The sequence below is a fragment of the Desulfocurvus sp. genome, from assembly GCF_023230885.1.
Lineage (GTDB): Bacteria > Desulfobacterota > Desulfovibrionia > Desulfovibrionales > Desulfovibrionaceae > Desulfocurvus.
Genome location: NZ_JALNWM010000027.1, coordinates 1 through 20,958 on the forward strand (window position 1 = coordinate 1; position 20,958 = coordinate 20,958).

A 20,958-nucleotide genomic window follows, 5' to 3' on the forward strand; every position below is an offset into this window, starting at 1 on the left:
ACAGGCCCGGCGGCAAGTACTATTCCGACAAGTCTGGCGGCAAGCCCGGCGGCAGGAATTATTTCGACAAGCCTGGCAAGCCCGGGGGCAAGTATTCCGGCAAGCCGGGCGGCAAGTATGCCGACAAGTCCGGCAGGCCCGGGGAGGGCGCGCCCCGCGAGGGGGCCGGTGCCCCGCGTGGCGACGAGCGCAAGCCCTACCGCAGGCCCGGCGCCCCGGACCAGCCCTACCGCAAGCCCGGGGGGGCCCCGAAGTTTTCCCGTCCCGAGGGCCGCGACTCCCGCCCCGAGCGCCGTGCCCCGCGCCCCGGCGAGGAGGACGCCGCGCGTCGTCCGTTCGCCCCGGGCCCGGACGCCCCGCAGCCCCGCGACCCCGCCGCGGCCCCGCGCCCCGAGGCGCCCGGGGCCTTCGGCCCGGCCCGCGAGCCGCGCCCGGGGCAGCCGCCCCGCGAAGGGCGCGGCTTCCGTGGCGACGAGTTCCCCCGCCGCGCGGCCTCCGGGCCCCGTGGCGGCGCGGGCGATTTCCGCAAGCCCGGCGGGCGGCCCCAATCCCTGACCCAGGAGCTGGTGGACCTGGAGTTCGAGCTGGCCAACCTGCTGGCCCGGCGCACGGCGCTGCTGGGCCGCTCGGCCAAGGCCCGGGTGGACAAGGGCCTGCCCCTGGCCGACCCCAACCAGGAGCGCGCCCTGCGCCGCGCCTGGGATGTGGTGGCCGGGCGCGAGGGCCTCGAGGTGCCGCCCCTGCGCGGCATCTTCACCCTGGCCAACGGGCTGGCCTACGCCCATGCCACCAAGCCCGAGATCGGGCGCAAGGCGTTCTACCTGTCGCCGCGCGCCCAGAACGTGGACCTGACCGTGGCCGGGCCGCGCTCCCTGGTGCGCACGCGGCTGTGGGCCGCCGTGGCGGCGGCCGCCGGGGCCGACTGCGTCCTGGCCCCCGTGGTGCTGAACGATCCGCTGGTGGAGCTGGTCAAGGCCCTGAACCAGGCCGGGGCGGGCCTGTCCTGGGAGCAGGACACGGTGCGCAACCAGGGCGGCGCTCCGAAGTTCGCCGACCGTACGGTCTTCGCCGGGTCGGATCCGCTGAACCTGTATCTGCTGCTGGCCCTGGCCCTGCCGCAGGTGGGGCGCATGACCTTCACCGGCGGCGCGGCCCTCAAGGCCCACGACCTGGGGCCCGCGGCCGGGGTCTTCGCGGGCCTGGGCGCGCGGCTCACCTCCATCGAGCCCTACGCCCCGGGCCTGCCCGCCCGCCTGGAGAGCGGCGGCATGACCCACAACGCCTTTTGCGTGCCCGACGCCCTGCCCGCCGAGGCCGCCGTGGCCCTGGCCCTGGCCGGGCCGACCTATCCCCAGGGCATCCGTTTCACCTGGGGGCCGCAGTGGTCCGGCGCGCCCATGCTGGCCCACGCGGCGGCATTGCTGCGCGCCTGCGGCGTGCCCTGCGAGCTGACCGACGGCAGCTTCGCCGTGGCCCGCGCGGCCCTGGCCGTGCCCGCCGCCCCCGCCGGGGCCGACCTGCCCCTGGATCCGCTGCTGGCCGCCAGCCTGCTGGCCGTGCCGCGCGCGGCGGGCGGGCGGGTGGCCCTTGGCGGCGCCTGGGCCGACGACGACCCGCTGGCCCCGGCGGCCCGCGCCCTGCTGGCCGCCAGCGGCCTGGAGCTGGACTTCGGCCCCACCGTGGCCGTGGCCCAGGCCGGCCCCTGGCCCGAGGCCGTGGAGCTGGACGCCACGGACCCGGCCCTGGTGCCCCTGGCCGTGGCCCTGGGGCTGGCCGCCCCCGGCGACGCGCGCATCCGCGTGGCCGAGGACGCCGACACCGCCACGGCGGAGATCGTGGCCGAGCGCGCCGGGCGCTTCGCCCGCGTGAAGCCCGGGCGCATAGTCATCGTGCCCGGCCAGGGCGCTGGCGAATGGGCCGATTCCGAGCGGCGCATGTCCAGCCCCTCCCCGGCCTGGACCCTGGCCCTGGCCCTGGTGTCGCTGCGCGTGCCCAATATCGGGCTGGCCAATCCCGGTGGCCTGGCCGAGGTCTGGCCGGGGTTCATCAGTCTGCTGGCGGATAATTTCAGCCCCCGGAAAAAGGAGCCCGAGTCCGATGACGGAAAGAAAAAGGGACGACGAGTCCGTCTCGATTGATGAGCAGGTCGCGCGCCTGGACGCCGAGCGCGCGGCCTTCGAGGCCCGGCGCGACGAGGTGGCCCGCGAGGTCCGCCGCCTGCGCGACGCCGAGGACCCCGCCGCAGGCGTCTACCACGCCCAGGAGATATTCCGGCTCTCCCAGGAGAAGCTGCGCCTGGACACGGAGATCGAGTTCCGCCGCCGCCGGGCGGCGCGTCTGCTCATGCCCGACCCCCTGCACGGACCCCTGCAATAAGCCACGCCCGGCGGGATGCCTGCCCCCCGCCGCCAGGAGCCTTTCATGTCCATGAACCTGACCCGCAAGATCATCGCCGCCCACCGCCTCGACGGGGACATGAATCCCGGCGGCGAGGTGGCCCTGCGCATCGACCAGACCCTGACCCAGGACGCCACGGGCACCATGGCCCACCTCCAGTTCGAGGCCATCGGCGTGCCCCGTGTGCGCACGGAGCTGTCGGTGAGCTATGTGGACCACAACACGTTGCAGATGGGCTTTCGCAACCCCGACGACCACCGCTACCTGCGCACCGTGGCCGCGCGCTACGGCATCGTCTTCTCCCCGGCGGGCACCGGCATCTGCCACCAGCTGCACCTGGAGAACTTCGCGCGCCCCGGGCGGACCCTCATCGGCTCGGACAGCCACACCCCCACCGCGGGCGGCGTGGGCAGCCTGGCCATGGGCGCCGGCGGGCTGTCCGTGGCCCTGGCCATGGCCGGGGAGCCTTATGTCATCACTATGCCCCGCGTGGTGGAGGTGCACCTCACCGGGCGCCTGGGCGGCTGGGCCACGGCCAAGGACATCATCCTGCACCTCCTGGGCGAGCTGAGCGTCAAGGGCGGCGTGGGCCGGGTCATGGAATACACCGGCCCGGGCGCGGCCACCCTCACCGTGCCCGAGCGCGCGACCATCACCAACATGGGCGCCGAGCTGGGCGCCACCACGTCCATCTTTCCCAGCGACGGGCAGACCCGGGCCTTCCTGCGGGCCATGGGCCGCGAGGAGGACTTCGAGCCCCTGGCGGCCGACCCCGGCGCGGCCTACGACGAGCGCGTGGAGATCGACCTGTGCGCCCTGGAGCCCCTGGTGGCCGCGCCGCACATGCCCGACCGCCGCGTGCCCGTGCGCGAGCTGGCCGGGCTCAAGGTGGACCAGGCCGCCATCGGTTCGTGCACCAACTCCTCCTACGCGGACCTCAAGACCGTGGCGCTGATGCTTGCGGGGCGGCGCACGGCCCCGGGCACCGACCTGCTCATCTCCCCCGGCTCCAAGCAGGTGCTGACCATGCTCGCCGCCGAGAATCTCGTGGAACCCCTGCTGGCCTCGGGGGCGCGGCTGCTGGAGTGCACCTGCGGGCCGTGCATCGGCATGGGCGGCTCGCCGGTGTCCGCGGGCGTGTCGGTGCGCACCTTCAACCGCAACTTCGAGGGCCGCAGCGGCACCCAGGACGCCCAGGTCTACCTCGCCAGCCCGCAGACGGCGGCCATGTGCGCGCTGCGCGGCGAGTTCAGCGACCCGGCCACCTGGGGCGAGCCCCCGGCGGCGCCAGCCTTCCCGGCCCGGGTGCCCTCCATCCGCCACCTGTTCCTCGCGCCCCCGGCCGACGAGGCCGCCGCGGCGGCCGTGGAGGTCCTGCGCGGGCCCAACATCGTGGCCCTGGAAACCTTCGACGCCCTGCCCGGGACCCTGGACGCCACGGTGACCCTCAAGGTCGGCGACAACATCACCACCGACCATATCCTGCCCGCCGGGGCCCAGATCACGGCCCTGCGCTCCAACATCCCGGCCATCAGCGAGTACATCTTCTCGCGGGTGGACGAGGGCTTCGTCGCCCGCCAGCGCCAGGCCGGGTGCGGCGTCATCGTCGGCGGCGAGAACTACGGCCAGGGCTCCAGCCGCGAGCACGCGGCCCTGGGCCCGCGCCATCTCGGCGTGCGCGCGGTGCTGGTCAAGTCCCTGGCGCGCATCCACCGCGCCAACCTCGTGAACTTCGGCATCCTGCCGCTGCTGTTCGCCGACCCGGCGGACTACGAGCGCGTGGCGCAGGGCGCGGCGCTGTCGGTTCCCGTCGCGCGGCTGGCTCCGGGCGGCGTGCTGGAGCTGGAGGTCGCGGGGGCCGGGCGCGTGGCGGTCCGAAACGATTTGACGGAAAACGAACTGGCAATTATTCAGGCAGGCGGCCTGCTCAATCATGTGCGCGCCCGGGCGGGCGCGTAGCTGCCCCCGAAACCGAACCCATTTGGAGACGCCATGCTAGACGGATTGCGACAGAACGCCGGATCGTGGATCATCAAGATCCTGTTCCTCATCATCATCCTGGCGTTTATCCTGGCCTACGGCTCCGGCTCGCTGCAACAGGGCGGCAGCGGCATCCTGGCCTATGTGGACGACGAGCCCATCCTGGTGCGCGACTTCGAGCGCCAGTACGAGACCGACGTGCGCCAGCTCCAGGAGCAGATCCCCAACCTCACCGCCGAGGACATGGCCAAGTTCGACATCAAGCAGGCCGTGCTGGCCAAGATGGTCAACACCATGCTCCTGGAGCGCCAGGCCCGGCGCCTGGGCATCGACGTGAGCGACGCCGAGCTGGCGGCCTTCGTGCGCTCCAACCCGGGCTTCTGGAACGACGCCCGGACCTTCGACGAGCAGTACTACGAGCGCGCCGTGCGCGCCCAGGGCATGACCCCGGCGGCCTTCGAGGAGGCCACCCGCCGCGCCCTGGCGCAGCACAAGCTCATGGAGCATGTGGGCCGCGCGGCCCAGGTCGAGGAGGCCGAGGCGCGCGACCTGTTCCGCTTCAGCCAGGAGCGGCTGGTGGTCGACTACCTGCTGCTGCCCTGGGAGGAGTTCAAGGACGGCGTGACCCCCACCGAGGAGGAGGTCGCCACCTACTACAAGGACAACATGGAGCGCTTCAAGCGCCAGGCCACCTCGGGCTTCAACCTGCTGGTGCTTTCCCCGGCGGCCCTGGCCTCGCGCCAGGAGGTGGACGACGCGGCGGTGCGCGCCTACTACGACGCGCATCCGGCGGAGTTCCAGGTCGCCGAGTCGGTGCGTGCGCGGCACATCCTGCTCCAGCTGCCCCGGGACGCCTCCGCGGCCGACGCGGACAAGGCCCGCGTGGAGCTGCTCAAGCTCAAGGCCCGGCTGGCCAAGGGCGAGAGCTTCGCCACCCTGGCCGAGAAGCATTCCGACGGCCCGAGCAGCGCGCGCGGCGGCGAGCTGGGCTGGTTCACCCGCGAGGCCATGGTCGCACCCTTTGCCGAGGCGGCCTTCGCCCTGGAGCCCGGCGCGGTGAGCGACCCGGTGCGCACCGAGTTCGGCTGGCATCTGATCAAGGTCGAGGAGCGCCGCGAGGCGGGCACCCGGAGCTTCGATGAGGCCGCCCCGGCCATCCGCCGCCAGCTGGCCGAGGAAAAGGCCGCCGACAGCCTGCACGACACCCTGGACATGGCCATCGGCCGCCTGGTGGCCGGGGACACCCTGGCCCAGGTGGCCCAGGCCCTGGGCCTGCCGCTCCAGCCCGTGCCCGCCGTGCCCAAGGCCCTGTTCGTCCAGCGCCTGGGCGTGGACGAGGCGTCCGCCGACATGCTCTACGCCCTGGCTCCCGGCCAGGCCGCCGAGGTGCCCGTGGAGATCGAGGACGGCTCCGTGCTGGCCGAGAAGACCGAGGACAACCCCGAGTCCGTGGCCGCCCTGGACGAGGTGCGCGGGCCCATCGAGGAGGCCCTGCGCCGCGAGGCGGGCATGAAGCTGGCCCGCGAGAAGGCGGTCCAGGTCCTGGCCGAGGCCGTCGGCGGGGCCCTGCCCCCGCGCCAGCAGTCCCGGGTCAAGACCAGCGAGCCCTTCCAGCGTTCGGGCATGGTGGGCGAGCTGGGCATGAACCCGACCCTGGCCGAGGCCGCCTTTGCCGCCGAGCCCGGGCAGTGGTTGCCCGAGCCCCACGCCGTGGCCAACGGCTACGCCCTGGTCCGCGTGCGCGAGCGCCAGCTGCCCACCGACGAGCAGTGGGCCGCCGCCAGGGACACCATGCTGGCCCAGATCCGCCAGTCGCGCCAGCAGGAGCTGTTCCAGGCCTTTGTCATGGAACTGCGCGACAAGGCCCAGGTCAAGATCGTGGACCAGCGCGTGCTGCAATAACCCGGCGGCGCGTCGTCAGGGGAAGGCCCGTCCGGCAGGTTCTGCCGGGCGGGCCTTTTCCTGTCTGGAGCCCTGGCGGCGTGCCTGCGGGCGGAGCGGCGGGCCGCCGGGAGACTGCGCCCGCCGCCCGGGCAGGCCTTGGGCCGCCTGCCTGCGGGGGTGCGCGCGTCCCGGGCTTCCCCCCTTTGCGTGCCGCACGCCGCGTTTGGACGGCCCGGGGGCGGCCCGCCCGGCCGTCAGCCCGGCCCGGCGCCGGGGCGCCGCCGCCCGCGCCACAGCCGCAGCCCCGTGGAGGCCAGCTTCACGGGCAGGTACATGTAGGTCACAAGCATCACCAGGGCGTAGATGTAGCCGCCGCCCCAGGGGTTGTCCTTGTACCAGGAGTAGTCGGGGTGGTTCCAGATGACGAAGAAGAAGAAAATCAGACCCATGAGGTGCAGCAGGGCGCCCAGGCGCGGCCCCCGGTGGTAGCCCCAGCCCACGGCGGCCAGCAGGGCCAGCCACAGGGCCAGGGACAGGGGCGAAATCAGGGTCAGGGACACTTCCAGGGCCCGCTGCACGAGGAGCAGGAGGTTGGTCAGGCTTTGCATGGCGCCTCCCGGGTTGAGCCAGCCTTACCCCAGGGCCGGGCCCGTGGCAAGGCGGCCCGTCGGCCGCCCTCAGCCCGGGGCGACCCGTTTTTGGCGGCGTAGCAGGGCCAGGTTGGGCAGCACGATGCCGGCCACGATGAGCGCCGCCCCGGCCAGCTGGCGCGCGAAGACCGGCTCGCCCAGCAGCAGGGCCGCGGCGGCCACCGTGGTCACGGGCTCCAGGGTCGAGAAGATGGAGGCGTACGCGCCGCCCACGGCCTCGATGGCCGTGTAGAGCAGGGTCGTGGCCAGCACCGTGGGCACCAGCCCCAGGGCCAGGGCCACGCCCGCCTGGGCCAGGGTCAGCTCGCCCGGGGCGGGCAGGCCGCGCAGCAGGCCGAAGGCCACCCCGGCGAAGACGATGACGTACAGCGAGAAGCTCAGGGGGCGTTCGCCGCGCATGAGCCACTGCACGAGCAGGATGTAGGCCGAGAAGACGATCATTGCGCCGCTGGCCCACAGCATCCCCACGGGTGCGGCCTCGCGCATGAAGGCGTCCAGGAACACCAGGGCGCACCCGGCGGTGACCAGCAGCAGCGACAGGGCCACCCGCCGCCCGATGCGCTGGCGGTGGATCAGCGCCCCGGCCACCGTGACCACGGCGGGGTAGAAGTAGAGGATGAGGGAACTGGTGGAGGCGGGGATGGTTTCCAGGGACACCATGAGGCAGGTGCTTTGCACCGGGGAGATCACCCCGCCCAGCAGCGCGGTCTTGAGCAGCCCGCGCGTGGAGATGCGCAGGGCGTCGCGGTTGGTGAGGGCGAACCAGCCCAGGAGCAGCAGGGCGCCCAGGCCGAAGCGGTATTGCAGCATCTGGGTGGAGTCCATGCCCTGGGCGAAGCCGAGCTTGCCCAGGATGGGCAGCATGCCGAAACAGCAGGCGGACAGGATGGCGCAGACAAGACCCTTTCGCATGGAATAACCCCGAAATGCAGCGTTGAAGGGCGGTTATAGCACCGCTGCCCGGGGAAGCAAGGGGGGATGGGGCCCGTTTCGGCGCCGGGGTTGGCGTCAGGCCATGCGCAGGGCGATTTCGTGGTGGTTGACCAGGCAGCGGCTGACGTAGCCCACGGTGTCGGCGAAGGCCGGAATGCGCCCGTAGCGCTTGTAGACCCCGGCATCCTCGCTGGTGTTGCCCAGCCCGGCGTGGTAGCCCGCCGCGGCGGCCAGGATATTGCCGCCGCGCGCGCGCAGGAAGCGCGCGAGCATGAGCACCATGGCGTCCACGGGCTTGGCGTAGAGCACGCGCTCGTCGAAGCCCTTGAAGAATGCCACGTCCCCGGGGTCGAAGATGCTGCGCCCGGCGAAGTTGGCCTCCAGGTAGGCCGTGAAGCGCTGGCGGGCGTCCTTGACCTTGGCGTCCAGCTCGTCCACGGCGCGGGAGGCTTCGAGGTAGGGCCCGGCCTGGGGGCAGGGCGCGCCGTCGACATGGGCCCGCATGGCCGCGCGCAGCAGCTCGCCCTCGTCGCCCAGGCGCCTGCGCTCGCGCAGGGCCTCGCGCCATTGGCGGCGCACGGCGAGATATTCGGCCTCGGCCCCGGCGTCGGCGGGGTTCTTGTAGGGCGCGGCGCCGTGCCCCGGGGCGGACCCTGCCACGGCCAGGCCGTATTCGCGGGCCGTGGGGCCGATGAACTGGCAGATGCCCACGGCCAGCGCCCAGGACACGGCGAATTCGTTGAAGAACGATTCGGCCATGATCTGTCCGGCCACCCAGGCCGGGTCCACGGGGTAGACCTCGCGGTGGGCGTGGCACGAGCGCACCACCCACAGGCAGATGTTGGCCACGCGCTTGTGCAGGTCGATGGCCGTGGCGGGCTTGCGCCACACGGGCAGGTTGCGGCCCTGGTAGTGCTCGCGCACGAAGTCCATCACCGCCAGGGTCAGCCGCTCCTGGCGGCGCCGCCCGGCGGCGCCGTCCAGATCCGGGCGGACCGAGCGCGGCAGGATGACGTTGATGGCCGACGCCGGGGCGGCGGGGCGCGCCGGGGCCCCGGCGGCCAGGGCCGGGGCCGCCAGGGGCAGCAGGGCGGCCGCCACGGCGGCGCGCAGGGCGGTGCGGCGGTTTTTGTCCATGGCCCGAGCATAGCATGGCCGGGCCCGGTTGCGAAGGGGGGGTATCCGGGGCTTTGCCCCGGGGGGCGGCGATGCTAGAATGGGCAAAAGGCCGGACGCCGGGGGGCGGCCCGGCGCGGAGGGCGCATGGCCGAGACGATACGGATTCCCGAGGACGCCTATTTCGCGGTTTCGCCGCTGATGCTGTTTGCACACACCCAGGGGAATTTCGAGGTCTACTTGCGCCAGGACGGCGGGTTCGTGCTCTACACGCGCACGGGCGAGCAGTTCACCCCCGCCCACAAGCGGACCATGCACGAGGCGGGTGTGCGCGAGGTCTTTGTGCTGCGCGAGCAGAGCGCGCGCTTCCGGCGCTATGTGGAGGAGAATCTCGGGGCCATCCTGGCCAACGAGGACCTGCCCGTGCGCGAGCGGGCGGGCATTTTCTACGACGTGTCGGTGTCCATCGTGCGTCAGGCCTTCACCCGCCGCCTGCCCGAGGTCATGGGCGAGGCCGAGTTTGCGCGCATCCGCCGGATGGTGCGCGGCTGCACGGCCTTCCTGTCGCGCGGCGAGGGGCTGCGCGCCGTGGGCGGGCTCATCGGCCACGACTACAAACTCTACCGCCACAGCATCAACGTGCTGGTTTTCGCCCTGGCCATCATGCGCACCTACGAGGTGGACGAGGAGTCGCTTGTGGAGTGCGGGCTGGGGGCCATCCTGCACGACATCGGCAAGACCAGCGTCCCGCGCGAGATCCTGGAACGGCCGGTGAAGCTGTCGCCGCGCGACAAGGATATCCTGCGCACCCACCCCGTGCGCGGGGCGGCCCTGTGTGCCGGGATGCCCCTGTCGGGCGAGGTGCTCAACGTGATCCTGTTCCACCATGAGAAGCAGGACGGCTCGGGCTATCCGTCGGGCATCGCGGCCCAGTCCCTGCCGCTCATGGTCCGGGTGGTGGCCGTGGCCGACAAGTACGAGAACCTCATCTCCGGGCCGCGCTGGCAGGCGGGGCTGTCGCCCTTCCTGGCGCTGCGCGCCCTGTCCGAGCGCTACAAGGGCAAGTACGATCCGGACGTGATCCGGCGGCTGGTGCTGGTGCTTTCCGGCGCGGGGCTGGCCGGGAAGGGCGCCCCGGGGCAGGACGAGGCCCGGGAGGGCGGCCAGGGCTAGCCAGCGGCCCCGGGCCCGGCGGGCGGCGCCGCGCGCAAAAGCGCGCCGCGCGAACTCCGTCGCGCGGCGCGCCTTGGTCCGGCTCCGCAGCCGGGCTAGAACAGGAAGGACAGGACGCGCAACGGCAGGGGCGTCCGCTTGGGCTTGGGGCGTTCCACGACCCACTGCTTGCGGCACTCGGCCAGCACGCCGTTCATGCGCCGGGCCTCGGCGCGCCTGTTCCTGGTGGCTTCCTTCAGCTCGCGGCGCAGCTCGCGCATCTGCCGCTTGTGCTCAAGGACCAGCGCTTCGGTGGAATACATGACAGCAGCCTCGCGTAGTGTTCCGCGTCCCGGTCCGCCCGGGGCGCGTGGTCCGGGGCGGCACCCCCATGCCGTCCACGGTCCGATTCCGGAAATCTCCCTCCGGCGTCCCTCTGTGGCCGGATGAAGTTTTCCACAGGCCCTTGGGGCCGGGCATGTGGAAAATCAGCCTGATTGGAGTATATGGGGGCCCTGCAAGGCCCGCAAATAGAAAATATCAATGGATGGACGCCAATTCCAGTATCATATGGCCTGACAGTGGTGACGATATATCGTCACCACTGCTCCCCGCGGCCGGAGGAGGGCCTCAAAGCCAGCGGCCTTCGGGGGTTTTTGTCCCGGCCGGGCCTTTGACAACCTGCCCCCTGTTCTCCTATTGCTGTCGGGCGAGCGGAAAAAAACATCCAAGGAGTCGAGTGATGAAAGGCATCGGCATGATTCTGGCGGCCCTTTTCCTGGCGTCGGTCCTGGGCGCCGCCCCGGCCCTGGCCCAGGGGCCCGGCCCGGTGGTGGTCCTGGAAACCAGCAAGGGCACCATCATGGTTCTGCTCGATCCGGCCAAGGCCCCGGGCACGGTCGACAACTTCCTGAAATATGTGGATTCCGGGTTCTACGACGACACGCTGTTCCACCGGGTGATCAAGGGCTTCATGATCCAGGGCGGCGGCTTCGACACAGCCATGCGCGTCAAGGCGACCCTGGCCCCCATCCGCAACGAGTCCGGCAACGGCCTGGAAAACCGGCGCGGCACCATCGCCATGGCCCGCACCAACGACCTGGACAGCGCCACAAGCCAGTTCTACATCAACCATGTCGACAACGCCTTTCTGGACGCCAACAAGTATTGCGTGTTCGGCAAGGTGCTGCGCGGCATGAACGTGGTGGACGCCATCGCCGACGTGGCCACCGGCAACCAGGGCGGCATGGCCGATGTGCCCCGGGAGCCGGTGATCCTGCTGCGCGCCTACCGCCACCAGGGCTAGTTTCCGCCCCGGGCGGGCCAGAGCCCGCCCGGCGGCCCCGGCGCCGGGGCCCCCGCCCAGGCCGCAATCCCGTTCCCGAGGTGTTCAATGACGACTTCTGCCCAGGCCCGTGAGCGGATCATGGCCGCGGCCTACGCCCGGTTCGCTGCGCGCGGCATCCGCCGGGTGACCATGGACGACATCGCCCGCGATATCCGCATGAGCAAGAAGACGCTGTACCGGCATTTCACGGGCAAGCACGATCTGGTGCGCCAGCTGGCCCTGCGCAGTGTCGGTCGGCGGCTGGAGGCCGTGTGCCTGGCCCTGGACGCCGCCGCCACCCCGCGCGAGGGCTTCGCGGCGGGCTTCATGGCCATCCAGCGGCTGGCCCGGGAGGCGCCCCCCGAGTTCCTGGGCGACATCCGCGCCGATTATCCGGAGATATGGACGGAGCTGGAGGCGGTGCGCATGGACATCGTGCGGCTGTTCGCCCGCTGCCTGGCGCAGAGCGCCGCGCGCGGGGAGCTGCGCCAGGGCGTGGTGCCGGAGGTCGCCGCAGGCATCATGCAGGCCGTGGCCCAGCACTACATGGTGCCTGAAACCTTCCGCGACGCCGGGATCGACCCGCGCGAGGCCGTGCTGACCTGGTTCACCATGCTTTCCGCGGGCCTGTTCCGCGATCCGCCCCGGCTGGAGCTGGACGAGGCCGACCTGCCCGCCTGATCCGGCCCCGAGCCCGTCCTAGGGCAGGGTGATGGTCAGCGTGTCGCCCCGCAGGACAATGGCTGGCACCCGGGCGGGCCGCCGCTTGAGGTCGAGCACCAGGCGCAGGGCGCCGTCGCGCAGCCCGGTGCGCACCCCGCGCAGCGCCCCGGCGTCCTTGGTGACGCTGCGGGCGCTGTCCTGCGTCCAGCGGCCGGGAATATCGACGACAAAGCGCGGCGGGCCGTCCAGGACGAAGGCCTCGGGCTCGCCCAGGGCGGCGCTGGCCCGCGCCGTGACCAGCACGGCGCCGCCCTCGGCCATGCGCACGGAAATGTCCCGCAGGGCCAGGGGCTGGGCGGCGGGCGCCGCCTGCGCCCGGGGCGGCGCCGACGCCGGGCCGGGCCTGGCCGGGGCTGTGCTCGGCGGTGCGGCGGGCTGCCCTTGGGGCGGCGTCCCGGCGGCTGTGCCCGGCGGGGCCGGGTCGGCCGGGGCGGCCCGCGGCGCCTCGGGGCGCTGCTGGCCTTGAGGGGCGGGCGCTTCCGGGGCGGGTACGGGCGCCGGTGTTTTCTGCTGCGCCGCGGGTTCGGCCCGCTGCGGGGCGGGTTCGGGGGCAGGCGCGGGCGGCGGGGGTGTCGGAGCCTGGAAGCGGACCGGCTCCCGCCCGGCCAGGGCGACCTCGTGGCCCGGGGGCTCCGCCCCGGGCAGGCCGAAGGTGGCGCCCAGCCAGTAGGCCAGGACCAGGGCCGCCAGCCCGGCGAGGCAAAGGGCCAGTCGCGAGCCCAGGGCGCCGTAGGACGCCGAAAGGCGCCAGTTGCTCTTGCCGCAACGCACGCAGCGGTACGGCGCCAGGGGCAGCAGGCGCAGCAGCCGCGCCGGGCCCTGGGGCACAATGCCCAGCATCAGGTCGTTTCCGCAGTTGCCGCACTTCACTCTGGTTGCCTCGTCCTTTGGCCGCGTTGGGGTCTGCCGTCATGTAAGGAGAAAGGGCCCCCCGTGTAAAGCCCGGGCTCCGCTGCCCCGCGTGCGGAGCCCCCGCCGTCGCCGGAATCCCGTTCCTCGATATGTGCCGCTGCCCCGCGCGGGCGGAGCGTCCGGGAGCACTGGGCCGTTTCCCGGCCCTTGGTTGCGCTGCCCCGCGCCGGGAGCCTTTTCGGCACGCGGGCCCGGCCCCGCGTCGGCCCACCGGAAACGGGGCGGCCCCCCACGGGGCATGCGCTCCTTCCGCGGGGCGGGAGTGGCGTCTTTCCCCGGCCCGGGCCTGGGGACCTTGGGCGGTTGCTTCGCCGCTCCGCGACGGGTGCGCTGTCGCCCGCGCGCCGGGCCCGCGCCGGGGCGCCGCCGCCCTTCCGGGAAGAATGGCCTTGACAAGGCGGCATGTTGGAACATATCCATAGCGTCCCCGCACGGGCCTTGCCCGGAGCCGGGCTGCAAGCGAACGTCCCGCGCAGGGCCTTGGCCCGGTGCGCGACCCCTTGGAGAGGTGGCCGAGCCGGCCGAAGGCGCGCCCCTGCTAAGGGCGTATACCTTAACGGGTATCGAGGGTTCAAATCCCTCCCTCTCCGCCACTTTCGAAAACCCCCGCCCTGCGGGGGTTTTCCTTTTTCGGGGGCGTGGCGGCCGAAACTTCCGCGCCGTGTTGTGTTCCCGCTTTCTTTCCCGTATCCTTTCCCCTGTCGTAGATTAAGTCTTGGGACTTCGTCCGACCGGCCGCCCAGGCGGCCAGGGAAGGTCCATGCGTCCAGTCCTGCTTCTGCTGCTTATGGCGGCCTTGCTGGCGCTGCCCCCGGCCGCCGGGGCGGGGCGGCCACTGCGCATTGCCTACCCCGAGTTCTGGCCTTTCTTTTTCCGCACCCAGGACGGTTCGATGGACGGGTTCTTCCACGACATCGTTACCGAGGCCCTGGAGCGGCGTCTGGGCGTGCCCCTGGTCTGGGAGTGCTACCCCTGGGTCCGCTGCCAGGAGCGGGTGCGCCAGGGCGAATCCGACGCCATGATCACCGTGCCCACCGCCGGGCGCGCGGCCTACGCCGCGACCCATCCCACGCCGTTCTACAGCAAGAAGCTGGTGGTCTTCACCTCCCCGGCGCATCCCAGGCTGGAGGCCATCCGCACCCTGCGCAGCGTGGACGACATCCTGCGCGGCGGCTTCTCCGTGGTCACCTACATCGGCAACGGCTGGGCCCGCGAGAAGCTTGCCGCCGTGGGCGTCCCGGTGACCGAAACCTCCTGTTTCGAGTGCGTCTGGCCCATGCTCGCCGTCGGGCGCGCCGACCTTGTCGTGGAGTGGCCCGTGGCGGCCTGGGCGGCCATCCGCTCCTGCGGCCTCCAGGACCGGGTGGTCCAGACGCAGGCCGTGCTCGAGGCCATGCCGTTCCATCTGCTCATCGGGAAGAATTCGCCCCATGTGGGCCTGCTCGCCCCCTTCGAGCGGACCCTGGAAGCCATGCGCGCCGACGGCACCCTGGAGCGGATCGTCGCGCCCTACTGAGCCTGCGTCCTTCCGCCCCGCCGCCCTTCCCCCCCCTCCCGCCCCTTCCGTGCGAGGCTCCGGTTCCGCCTTGTCGCCACAGGCTTGCCTTCGTGCGGGGATGGCGCTAGTATCGGCAACCGATAGTCGATGTATTTGGCGGAGGGCCCAGGTGCCGCACAAACCGGTCCGAGAGATGGAAACGGGACGTCCATGATGCCGCGGGCTCTGCTGTTGCTCGTCTTTTGGGTGTTTTTTGCGGTGCCCTGTGTTTTCGCGTCGACGGCGGAGTCCGTCCTGCGTGTCGCCTACGTCGATTTTCCGCCGTTCCACAGCCGGGATGAGAACGGCCACCTCCGTGGCTTGCTGTACGACATTGTGACCGAGGCGGTGCAAAAGCGCCTGGGGGTGCCCCTGGTCTGGGAACCGGGGCCGTGGGCCCGCTGCCAGGAGCGGGTCGAGCGCGGGCAGGCCGACGCCATGATCACCGTGCCCACGGCCGAGCGGGCGCGCTACACGGTGACCCACAAGACGCCCCTGTACCTCAAGACGCATGTGTTGTTCACCTACGCGGGGCACCCGCGCCTGGAGCGGATCCTGGCCCTCGGGGGGATCGAGGACATCCGCGCCGCCGGGTTCCGGGTCATCACCTATGTGGGCAACGGCTGGAGCCGCACGCACCTGGCCGGGGCCGGGGTGGAGGTCCTGGAGGCCCCGTCGCGGGACGCCGTCTGGCGCATGCTGGCCGCGCGCAGGGGCGATCTGGTCGCGGAGTGTCCCGTGGCCGCGTGCATGACCCTGCGCGGTCTTGTGCCCGAAGGGGCGGTGGTGCAAACCCCCGTGGTCCTCGAAACGCTGCCTTTCCATCTGCTGGTGGGCAAGAACTCGCCCCTGGCCAGTTTCCTGCCCCAGCTCTCCGACATCCTGCGGGCCATGCATGTCGACGGCAGCATGGAGCGCATCCTTTCCTCCTATCGCTGATCCGCGTCCCGGCGGGGTCCGGTGTTCGCGTGCGCCTTCCGGGGCCGCCCGTCCTCCCGGGGCGCGGCCCCGGGTTCCAGCAGCCCGCGTGCCAGCTGCGCGGCCTCGGCCGTGTAGCCGCAGGCGGGGCAGACGTAACGGGTACGCCCGCCCGTGGCCGTGTGGCCGGTCGCGTCGCTGCGGTCGGCCAGCAGCGGGGCCGGGGGGCCGCCCCGGGGCGCGGCGGCGCAGGCGGGGCAGGGCGGGCCGCCGGGGGTCAGGCGCGGGCAGCCTTCCGGCGGTCGGGCATCGGGCCCCTGGGGCGCACAGGGGTGGCCGTCCAGGATGCAGAGCCTGTCGCCCTGGCGGCGCGACAGGCGGAAGCGGCAAGACGAAACGGGCATGGGACCTCCGTCGGAAGGGATGGGATGGGCGGTTTCCGCCTTTTTCTGTCGGGCCGGTGTCGGCCCGGCCTTTCTTGCGGCCCGGGGCGGGGGGGCGCTCCCGGGAGGAAGGGTCGGCCCCCCCCCTCCCGAGGGGCTCAGTCGGGCTGGGCGCACGCCGCGCCGCAATCCGGGGACGCGCCCAGCCCACAGGCGGCCCGGCCGGCCTCAGGGCGGCTTTCCATCTCCCACAGTGCGCTGGCCAGGTCGGTCAGGCGCCTGCCCATGAGCCCGGTGACGTAGGCGGCCCCTCCCGCGCGGACCTGGGTTTCCGTTTCGTCATGGCTTTCCAGGGCCTCCTCCAGGAACCGCAGGGCGGAGGCGACATCGTAGAGTTCGGTGACGGGATCCTTCTCGGCGTTGATTTCGCGTGGCATGATGCCCTCCTTTCAGGTGCGTCGATTCTCTTTTTTCTGAAAGTGGTTTACTATATTTAGTGTGGCGATGCGATAATTAGCAAGTTGCATGCGCTTTGTCCAGATAATATGCCATATTATTCTATAGGTTATCCTATTTGTGTGCCGCCAGGGAAATTCTTACACTGTAAAATTTTGATTCACGCTGTTACTGTGTAAGCTTCTGCATGCAGAATTGTGCCAATGCAGAAAAATAACATAAACTGCATTGCCATAACAAGACAATGCGCCGGTGCTGCTGACGTGCAGCAGTGCGACATGGAGAAGCCCAGCAAAGGCTGCGTGGAAGAGGGGGCTCGGGGGTGCGGCGGAGGATCAGCGGCCGGATGTCGCAGGGGATTCGGGCGCGAGCATGGCCTGGGAAACCTGCCAGCACAGGGAGGCGAAATCGAGTTGTACGGCCTGGGCCAGGCGGTACGCGTCGGCCAGCTTCACCGTGCGCCCCGAGTTGCGCAGCTTGCGGTAGGTGCCCACGGGATCGCGCTGGGCGGGAAACGCCGCCCGGGCGATGTCCGAATGGCTGCGGCCCTGGCGGATGCGGGCGGCCTCGACGGCGTCCAGAAAGTTCTGGGAGAAGATCAGCGCGTCATCCATGCCTTTTTATTACCGGAAATCCGCCTCAACTGCTATTAGGCAAAAAAAGCCTAAAAATATGCCAGACCCCCTTGACATAGAGGCGATAATCGCCTAGAAGGGGTCTCGTCGCGCAGGAACAAGGCACGTCGCCCCCCGGCGGCGGGCGCGGCGGGAGGATCGTCATGGACCAATGCCTGTGGACCGACGAGGTCTGGGCCCCGGTGGGCATCAAGGGCTTCGCCCTGGACTACGAGATGTGCCCCCTGGGCTTCGTGCGGCGCGTGGTGCGCGGGCTTGGGCAGCCCCGGCTGTTCTGGCTCCTGCCCCTGGACGGTGCCGAGGGCGGCGGCGGGCCGTTCTATCTCCTGCGTGCGGGGGGCGCGCGGGCCGAGTTGCGCGTCGGGCACATCTTCTCCCTGTTCGGGGTGCGCGCCGAGCCCGACCCCGCCTGGCTGGCCCGGACCCGGGTCCGGGCCCTGGCCGAAAACGCCTTGGCGCATGGGGCGATCTACGCCTGTGAAAGCCTGCGCCGAGCCGTGCAGGAAGGTGACGACGTGGACATGGAAATGCTTGCGCTGACCATCGAACACGGCTGCCCCTGGGAGCGCGCGCGCATGCGGGGCGATGCCCGGGGCGCCGATCCGACCCTGGGGTTCTAGGCGTTTCGGGGCCGCCTGCCCGGGCTGGCCGGGCGGGGGCGCGGTCGGCCGCTGCGGCGTGCTCCGCCTGGTCGCGTACGCCGCCGGGTGCGAAAGGAACGCGCCGACGCCACAGGCGGATGGCGTCCCCCGTCCCGGAAGCGGCTTTCGGGCCCGGCAGCGGCGTTGCCCCGTCGCCTGCCCCGCCCCGGCACGGACCGAGCCAGGCCATGTCCGACGCCGGGCCAGCCCCGGCTCCAGGCCAGGCCCCGGCCCCGGCTCGGTTCACCCCGGCCCCGGTTCCGGCATCGGCCCCGGGTGTCGGCTTGCTCCAGGCCCGGCTTCGGCACCGGCCACCGGCGGCCAACCCCGGGCCCGGCCCCGGCTTGGTCCGGCAGACTCTGGCTCCGGAATCGGCCCCAGGTGCCGCCTCGCTCCAGGCCCCGGCTCCGCATCGGCCACCGGCGTCCAATCCGGCCCCGGCCCCGGTCCTGAGTTCGGTCCGTGAAACCCGGGCCTTGGCGGGTGGTGATCAACGACGCCCCTTTTTAACGCTTATAAAATATGCATAAAAGGTAATAGCCAATTATAAAGGAGAAAATTATGCAGCTGGAACCCGAGGTCGAGATCGTGCGTCTGGAGGAATCGCCCCAGGGGACCCTGGGGGCCCTGTGCGTGGACGGGCAGCTGCTGTGCCTGACCCTGGAGCCGCCCGAGCGCCAGAACCGGCGCGACGTGTCGTGCATCCCCGCCGGGCGCTACCGCTGCGCGCGCACCGTGTCGCCGCGCTTTGGCGAAACCTTCGCCGTGCGCGACGTGCCCGGGCGCAGCGGGATCATCTTCCACGGCGGCAACACCGTGGCCGACACCCGCGGCTGCGTGCTGCTGGGCGAGCGCTTCGCCCCGCCCGGCGCCGCGCGCGGCGTGCAGGACAGCCGCCGGGCCGTGGCGGCGTTCATGGAGGCTCTGCGCGGCCACGACGCCTTCCGGCTGACCATCCATCGCCGCGGCCCGGCGGCGGCGGCGGCATGACCTGCCTGGAATGCGCCGGGCGGACCCGGGTGGTGCGCACCGTGCAGACCGGGGAGCCGGGCGTTGTGCGGGTGCGGGTGTGCCTGCGCTGCGGCGCGGTGTTGCGGACCTATGAGCGGGCCCTCGGGCCCGGGGAACGCCCCGGGGCGAAGCCCTAGCCAAAAGGAGCGGACATGGCGGACTGGAAGGATGTGGGCCGGGCGGTGGCGCGGGTCGCCCCGGTGCTGGCCGGGGTGTTGGGCGGGCCGGTGGGGGCCGTGGCCGGTGCGGCCGGTGCGCTGGTGGCCTCATGGCTGGGCACCGAGGCCGACCCGCAGGCCGTGCAGGCGGCCCTGGCCGCCGACCCGCAGGCCATGATCCGGCTCAAGGAGCTGGAGCTTGCGCAGCAGGAGCGGCTTTTGGCCTGGCAGGAGCGCCAGCTCGCCGCCGAAACGGAGTTCGAGCGCAGCCTGACCGGGCGCCACACCGCCGACGCGGCCTCGGACTCGTGGCTGTCCAAGAACGTGCGGCCGCTGTGCCTGCTGGTGTTCACCCTGGCCCTTGTGGGTGGCACCTTCGCGCCCCAGGTGGACGGCGGCAAGCTCGACGCCCTGGCCGAGCTGGGCTTCGGGGTCTACGGCTACTACTTCCTGGGCCGCAGCGCCTTCGACAAGGGCGCCGTGCGCCTGCGCTGGGGGCGCGGGAGCGCGGGGCGATGAACCAGGAGCAGGACATGCGCGTCCTTCTGGCGCGTATCGACGAGCGGGTGCGGGCCATGGCCCGCGACGTGGCCGAGATCAAGGGCACGCGGCGCTGCCACAGCCACACCGAGAAGCTGCGCAACATGGAGCGGGTGGTCTACGGGCTGATGACCACGGTCTTCGGGCTGGTGGGCAAGGCGGTGTACGACCTGTTCCGCTAGCCGGGCGGCCGGGCCGCGCAGGCCGTAAAAAACCCGGGAACCCGTGGGCGGCGCCACCGTGAACGCTCTTTCATCAAGTGGGGGCGGACCCCCTGCGGGCTCCCCCCGGACCGGCATCGCCGCCCGGCGGGGAAGTCGCGACTGGCGAGTGTTCATTCACTTTGGTCGAGTCGCCTCACCTAGTTCCCAGGCATCTTCAAGATAACGCCCCCCCCGGCCTGTGGCAAGGGGCAAAAACCGAAAACCGTTGCTGTACGGGACCCCGGGCCCGCCCCGGGTTGGGAGAGCTGTGCCCCATGACGGACAGGACGACGCAAGAGACGGGAATCAACGGGCGGGGGAAACGGCCCCTGCCTGCGCGCCAGCAACGCTTCGTGGCCGAGTACGCTGTGCTCGGCGACGCGGGCGAGGCGGCGCTCCGGGCGGGCTACGCCGTCGCCACGGCCCCGGCCCGGGGCCGGGCCCTGCTGGCGCGGCCCGAGGTGGCCCGCGCCGTGGCCCTGGCTCTGGACGGCCCCTCCGGGGAGCCGGGCGCCCGGGAGGGCGGCCAGGACCATGACGCCGTGACCCGCGATTGGGTCGTGGCCAGGCTGCGCGAGGTGGCCGAGCGCTGCATGCAGGCCGCGCCAGCCGCCCCCGCCCGGGGCGCCGCCGGGGCCGATGGGCCCCACTACAAGTTCGACGCCGGGGCGGCCATCCGCGCCCTGGGCCTTTTGGGCAAGCACCTGGGCATGTTCGGCGGCCCGCGCGAGGCCGACGACGCCGCGCTCCACGAAAGCGCACTGGAAGAGCTGCAATGACGCCCATGACCGAACGCGACCGCCGCGTGCGCCAGCGGCTCAAGGACGACTTCGTCCATTATGCCGGGCGCTGCCTGAAGATCCGCACCAAGCTCGGAGCCCTGGCGCCCCTGGCCCTCAATCGCGCCCAGCGCCACCTGCACCAGTGCCTGGAGGAGCAGCGCGCGCGCACGGGGCGGGTGCGGGCCTTTGTGCTCAAGGGCCGCCAGCAGGGCGTATCCACCTATGTGGGCGCGCGGTTTTTCCACCGCGCCACCCACGAACGCGGCGTGCGCACCTTCATCCTGACCCACGAGATGGAGGCCACGCGCAACCTGCTGGAAATGGCCCAGCGCTTCCACCGCCACTGCCCGGCGCCCCTGCGGCCCCGGTTGGGGCGCGACAACGCCCGCGAGATGCACTTCCCGCTGCTGGACAGCGGCTATCGCGTGGGCACGGCCGGGACGCGCGGCGCGGGGCGCTCGCTCACGGTGCAGCTCTTCCACGCCTCGGAGGTCGCCTTCTGGCCCCGGGCCCAGGAGCACGCCGCCGGAGTGCTCCAGGCCATCGCCGACGCCGACGGAACCGAGGTCGTTCTCGAATCCACGGCCAACGGCATGGGCAACTTCTTCCATGCCGGGTGG

24 protein-coding genes and 1 tRNA gene are annotated in these 20,958 nt (G+C 71.9%); 17 read left to right on the forward strand and 8 right to left on the reverse strand.

Annotation, left to right across the window (positions count from 1 at the left end):
* From M0P34_RS03235 to M0P34_RS03250, 4 genes are all read left to right on the forward strand, one after another.
* Window positions 1-2,138 (forward strand): hypothetical protein (locus tag M0P34_RS03235; RefSeq protein WP_291496316.1); only part of this gene is annotated, 2,138 nt, incomplete at its 5' end.
* Complete coding sequence (locus M0P34_RS03240; protein WP_291496319.1) at window positions 2,098-2,376, forward strand: hypothetical protein; 279 nt, start codon at window positions 2,098-2,100, stop codon at window positions 2,374-2,376. The genes M0P34_RS03235 and M0P34_RS03240, both read left to right, overlap by 41 nt.
* 45 nt (window positions 2,377-2,421) lie before the next feature.
* Complete coding sequence (locus M0P34_RS03245; RefSeq protein ID WP_291496320.1) at window positions 2,422-4,356, forward strand: aconitate hydratase; 1,935 nt, start codon at window positions 2,422-2,424, stop codon at window positions 4,354-4,356.
* 33 nt (window positions 4,357-4,389) lie between these two features.
* Window positions 4,390-6,279 (forward strand): SurA N-terminal domain-containing protein, encoded by a 1,890-nt coding sequence (locus M0P34_RS03250; RefSeq protein ID WP_291496322.1) that lies wholly within the window; start codon window positions 4,390-4,392, stop codon window positions 6,277-6,279.
* 236 nt (window positions 6,280-6,515) lie between these two features.
* Here the strand turns inward: M0P34_RS03250 and M0P34_RS03255 are convergent, their stop codons facing one another.
* The 3 genes from M0P34_RS03255 to M0P34_RS03265 form a co-directional block, all read right to left on the reverse strand.
* Window positions 6,516-6,869 (reverse strand): hypothetical protein, encoded by a 354-nt coding sequence (locus M0P34_RS03255; RefSeq protein ID WP_291496324.1) that lies wholly within the window; start codon window positions 6,867-6,869, stop codon window positions 6,516-6,518.
* Between the two features lie 69 nt (window positions 6,870-6,938).
* Window positions 6,939-7,823 (reverse strand): DMT family transporter, encoded by an 885-nt coding sequence (locus M0P34_RS03260; RefSeq protein WP_291496326.1) that lies wholly within the window; start codon window positions 7,821-7,823, stop codon window positions 6,939-6,941.
* 96 nt (window positions 7,824-7,919) lie between these two features.
* A complete protein-coding gene (locus M0P34_RS03265) occupies window positions 7,920-8,981 on the reverse strand; it encodes a transglycosylase SLT domain-containing protein (RefSeq protein ID WP_291496327.1) in 1,062 nt (353 codons plus the stop codon).
* 126 nt (window positions 8,982-9,107) lie between these two features.
* Between M0P34_RS03265 and M0P34_RS03270 the strand changes: the two genes are divergently transcribed.
* A complete protein-coding gene (locus M0P34_RS03270; RefSeq protein ID WP_291496329.1) occupies window positions 9,108-10,133 on the forward strand; it encodes an HD domain-containing phosphohydrolase in 1,026 nt (341 codons plus the stop codon).
* A 95-nt stretch (window positions 10,134-10,228) separates the two neighbouring features.
* On the opposite strand, the gene M0P34_RS03275 is transcribed toward M0P34_RS03270, so the two are convergent.
* Window positions 10,229-10,435, reverse strand: coding sequence for a hypothetical protein (locus M0P34_RS03275; RefSeq protein ID WP_291496331.1), 207 nt, complete (start codon window positions 10,433-10,435; stop codon window positions 10,229-10,231).
* Between the two features lie 416 nt (window positions 10,436-10,851).
* Between M0P34_RS03275 and M0P34_RS03280 the strand changes: the two genes are divergently transcribed.
* On the forward strand, window positions 10,852-11,418 hold the full coding sequence (locus tag M0P34_RS03280) for a peptidylprolyl isomerase (protein WP_366061911.1): 567 nt from the start codon (window positions 10,852-10,854) through the stop codon (window positions 11,416-11,418).
* A gap of 87 nt (window positions 11,419-11,505) precedes the next feature.
* Window positions 11,506-12,120 (forward strand): TetR/AcrR family transcriptional regulator, encoded by a 615-nt coding sequence (locus M0P34_RS03285; RefSeq protein WP_291496340.1) that lies wholly within the window; start codon window positions 11,506-11,508, stop codon window positions 12,118-12,120.
* Window positions 12,121-12,138: 18 nt separating this feature from the next.
* Here the strand turns inward: M0P34_RS03285 and M0P34_RS03290 are convergent, their stop codons facing one another.
* Window positions 12,139-13,002 (reverse strand): AMIN domain-containing protein, encoded by an 864-nt coding sequence (locus M0P34_RS03290; RefSeq protein ID WP_291496342.1) that lies wholly within the window; start codon window positions 13,000-13,002, stop codon window positions 12,139-12,141.
* A gap of 574 nt (window positions 13,003-13,576) precedes the next feature.
* On the opposite strand from M0P34_RS03290, the gene M0P34_RS03295 reads away from it, so the two are divergent.
* The 3 genes from M0P34_RS03295 to M0P34_RS03305 all read left to right on the forward strand — a co-directional run bounded on the left by M0P34_RS03295 (window position 13,577) and on the right by M0P34_RS03305 (window position 15,550).
* Window positions 13,577-13,667, forward strand: a tRNA-Ser gene (locus M0P34_RS03295).
* A gap of 167 nt (window positions 13,668-13,834) precedes the next feature.
* Window positions 13,835-14,590: a transporter substrate-binding domain-containing protein gene (locus M0P34_RS03300; RefSeq protein WP_291496345.1), complete on the forward strand. Its 756-nt coding sequence runs from the start codon at window positions 13,835-13,837 to the stop codon at window positions 14,588-14,590.
* A gap of 342 nt (window positions 14,591-14,932) precedes the next feature.
* Window positions 14,933-15,550, forward strand: coding sequence for a transporter substrate-binding domain-containing protein (locus M0P34_RS03305; protein ID WP_366061914.1), 618 nt, complete (start codon window positions 14,933-14,935; stop codon window positions 15,548-15,550).
* On the opposite strand, the gene M0P34_RS03310 is transcribed toward M0P34_RS03305, so the two are convergent.
* From M0P34_RS03310 to M0P34_RS03320, 3 genes are all read right to left on the reverse strand, one after another.
* Window positions 15,541-15,933, reverse strand: coding sequence for a hypothetical protein (locus M0P34_RS03310; protein WP_291496347.1), 393 nt, complete (start codon window positions 15,931-15,933; stop codon window positions 15,541-15,543). The genes M0P34_RS03305 and M0P34_RS03310 overlap by 10 nt on opposite strands.
* Window positions 15,934-16,070: 137 nt before the next feature.
* The gene (locus M0P34_RS03315; RefSeq protein WP_291496348.1) at window positions 16,071-16,349 is read right to left on the reverse strand and encodes a hypothetical protein; all 279 of its coding nucleotides are present in this window, start codon (window positions 16,347-16,349) and stop codon (window positions 16,071-16,073) included.
* A gap of 354 nt (window positions 16,350-16,703) precedes the next feature.
* Window positions 16,704-16,982 (reverse strand): hypothetical protein, encoded by a 279-nt coding sequence (locus M0P34_RS03320; RefSeq protein ID WP_291496350.1) that lies wholly within the window; start codon window positions 16,980-16,982, stop codon window positions 16,704-16,706.
* Window positions 16,983-17,146: 164 nt separating this feature from the next.
* Here M0P34_RS03320 and M0P34_RS03325 point away from each other — a divergent pair, with 164 nt between their 5' ends.
* From M0P34_RS03325 to M0P34_RS03355, 7 genes are all read left to right on the forward strand, one after another.
* Complete coding sequence (locus M0P34_RS03325; RefSeq protein WP_291496352.1) at window positions 17,147-17,623, forward strand: hypothetical protein; 477 nt, start codon at window positions 17,147-17,149, stop codon at window positions 17,621-17,623.
* Between the two features lie 582 nt (window positions 17,624-18,205).
* Complete coding sequence (locus tag M0P34_RS03330; RefSeq protein WP_291496354.1) at window positions 18,206-18,634, forward strand: DUF5675 family protein; 429 nt, start codon at window positions 18,206-18,208, stop codon at window positions 18,632-18,634.
* Window positions 18,631-18,792 carry a hypothetical protein gene (locus M0P34_RS03335; RefSeq protein ID WP_291496356.1) on the forward strand — a complete coding sequence of 54 codons (162 nt, stop codon included), beginning with the start codon at window positions 18,631-18,633 and terminating at the stop codon, window positions 18,790-18,792. The genes M0P34_RS03330 and M0P34_RS03335 overlap by 4 nt, the downstream gene beginning before the upstream one ends.
* A 15-nt stretch (window positions 18,793-18,807) precedes the next feature.
* Window positions 18,808-19,332 carry a hypothetical protein gene (locus M0P34_RS03340; protein WP_291496358.1) on the forward strand — a complete coding sequence of 175 codons (525 nt, stop codon included), beginning with the start codon at window positions 18,808-18,810 and terminating at the stop codon, window positions 19,330-19,332.
* 14 nt (window positions 19,333-19,346) lie between these two features.
* Window positions 19,347-19,535 (forward strand): hypothetical protein, encoded by a 189-nt coding sequence (locus M0P34_RS03345; protein ID WP_291496361.1) that lies wholly within the window; start codon window positions 19,347-19,349, stop codon window positions 19,533-19,535.
* Between the two features lie 296 nt (window positions 19,536-19,831).
* Window positions 19,832-20,335, forward strand: coding sequence for a terminase small subunit (locus M0P34_RS03350; RefSeq protein WP_291496363.1), 504 nt, complete (start codon window positions 19,832-19,834; stop codon window positions 20,333-20,335).
* Window positions 20,336-20,340: 5 nt separating this feature from the next.
* Window positions 20,341-20,958: hypothetical protein (locus M0P34_RS03355; protein ID WP_291496365.1), on the forward strand; the 618-nt coding region annotated here is incomplete at its 3' end.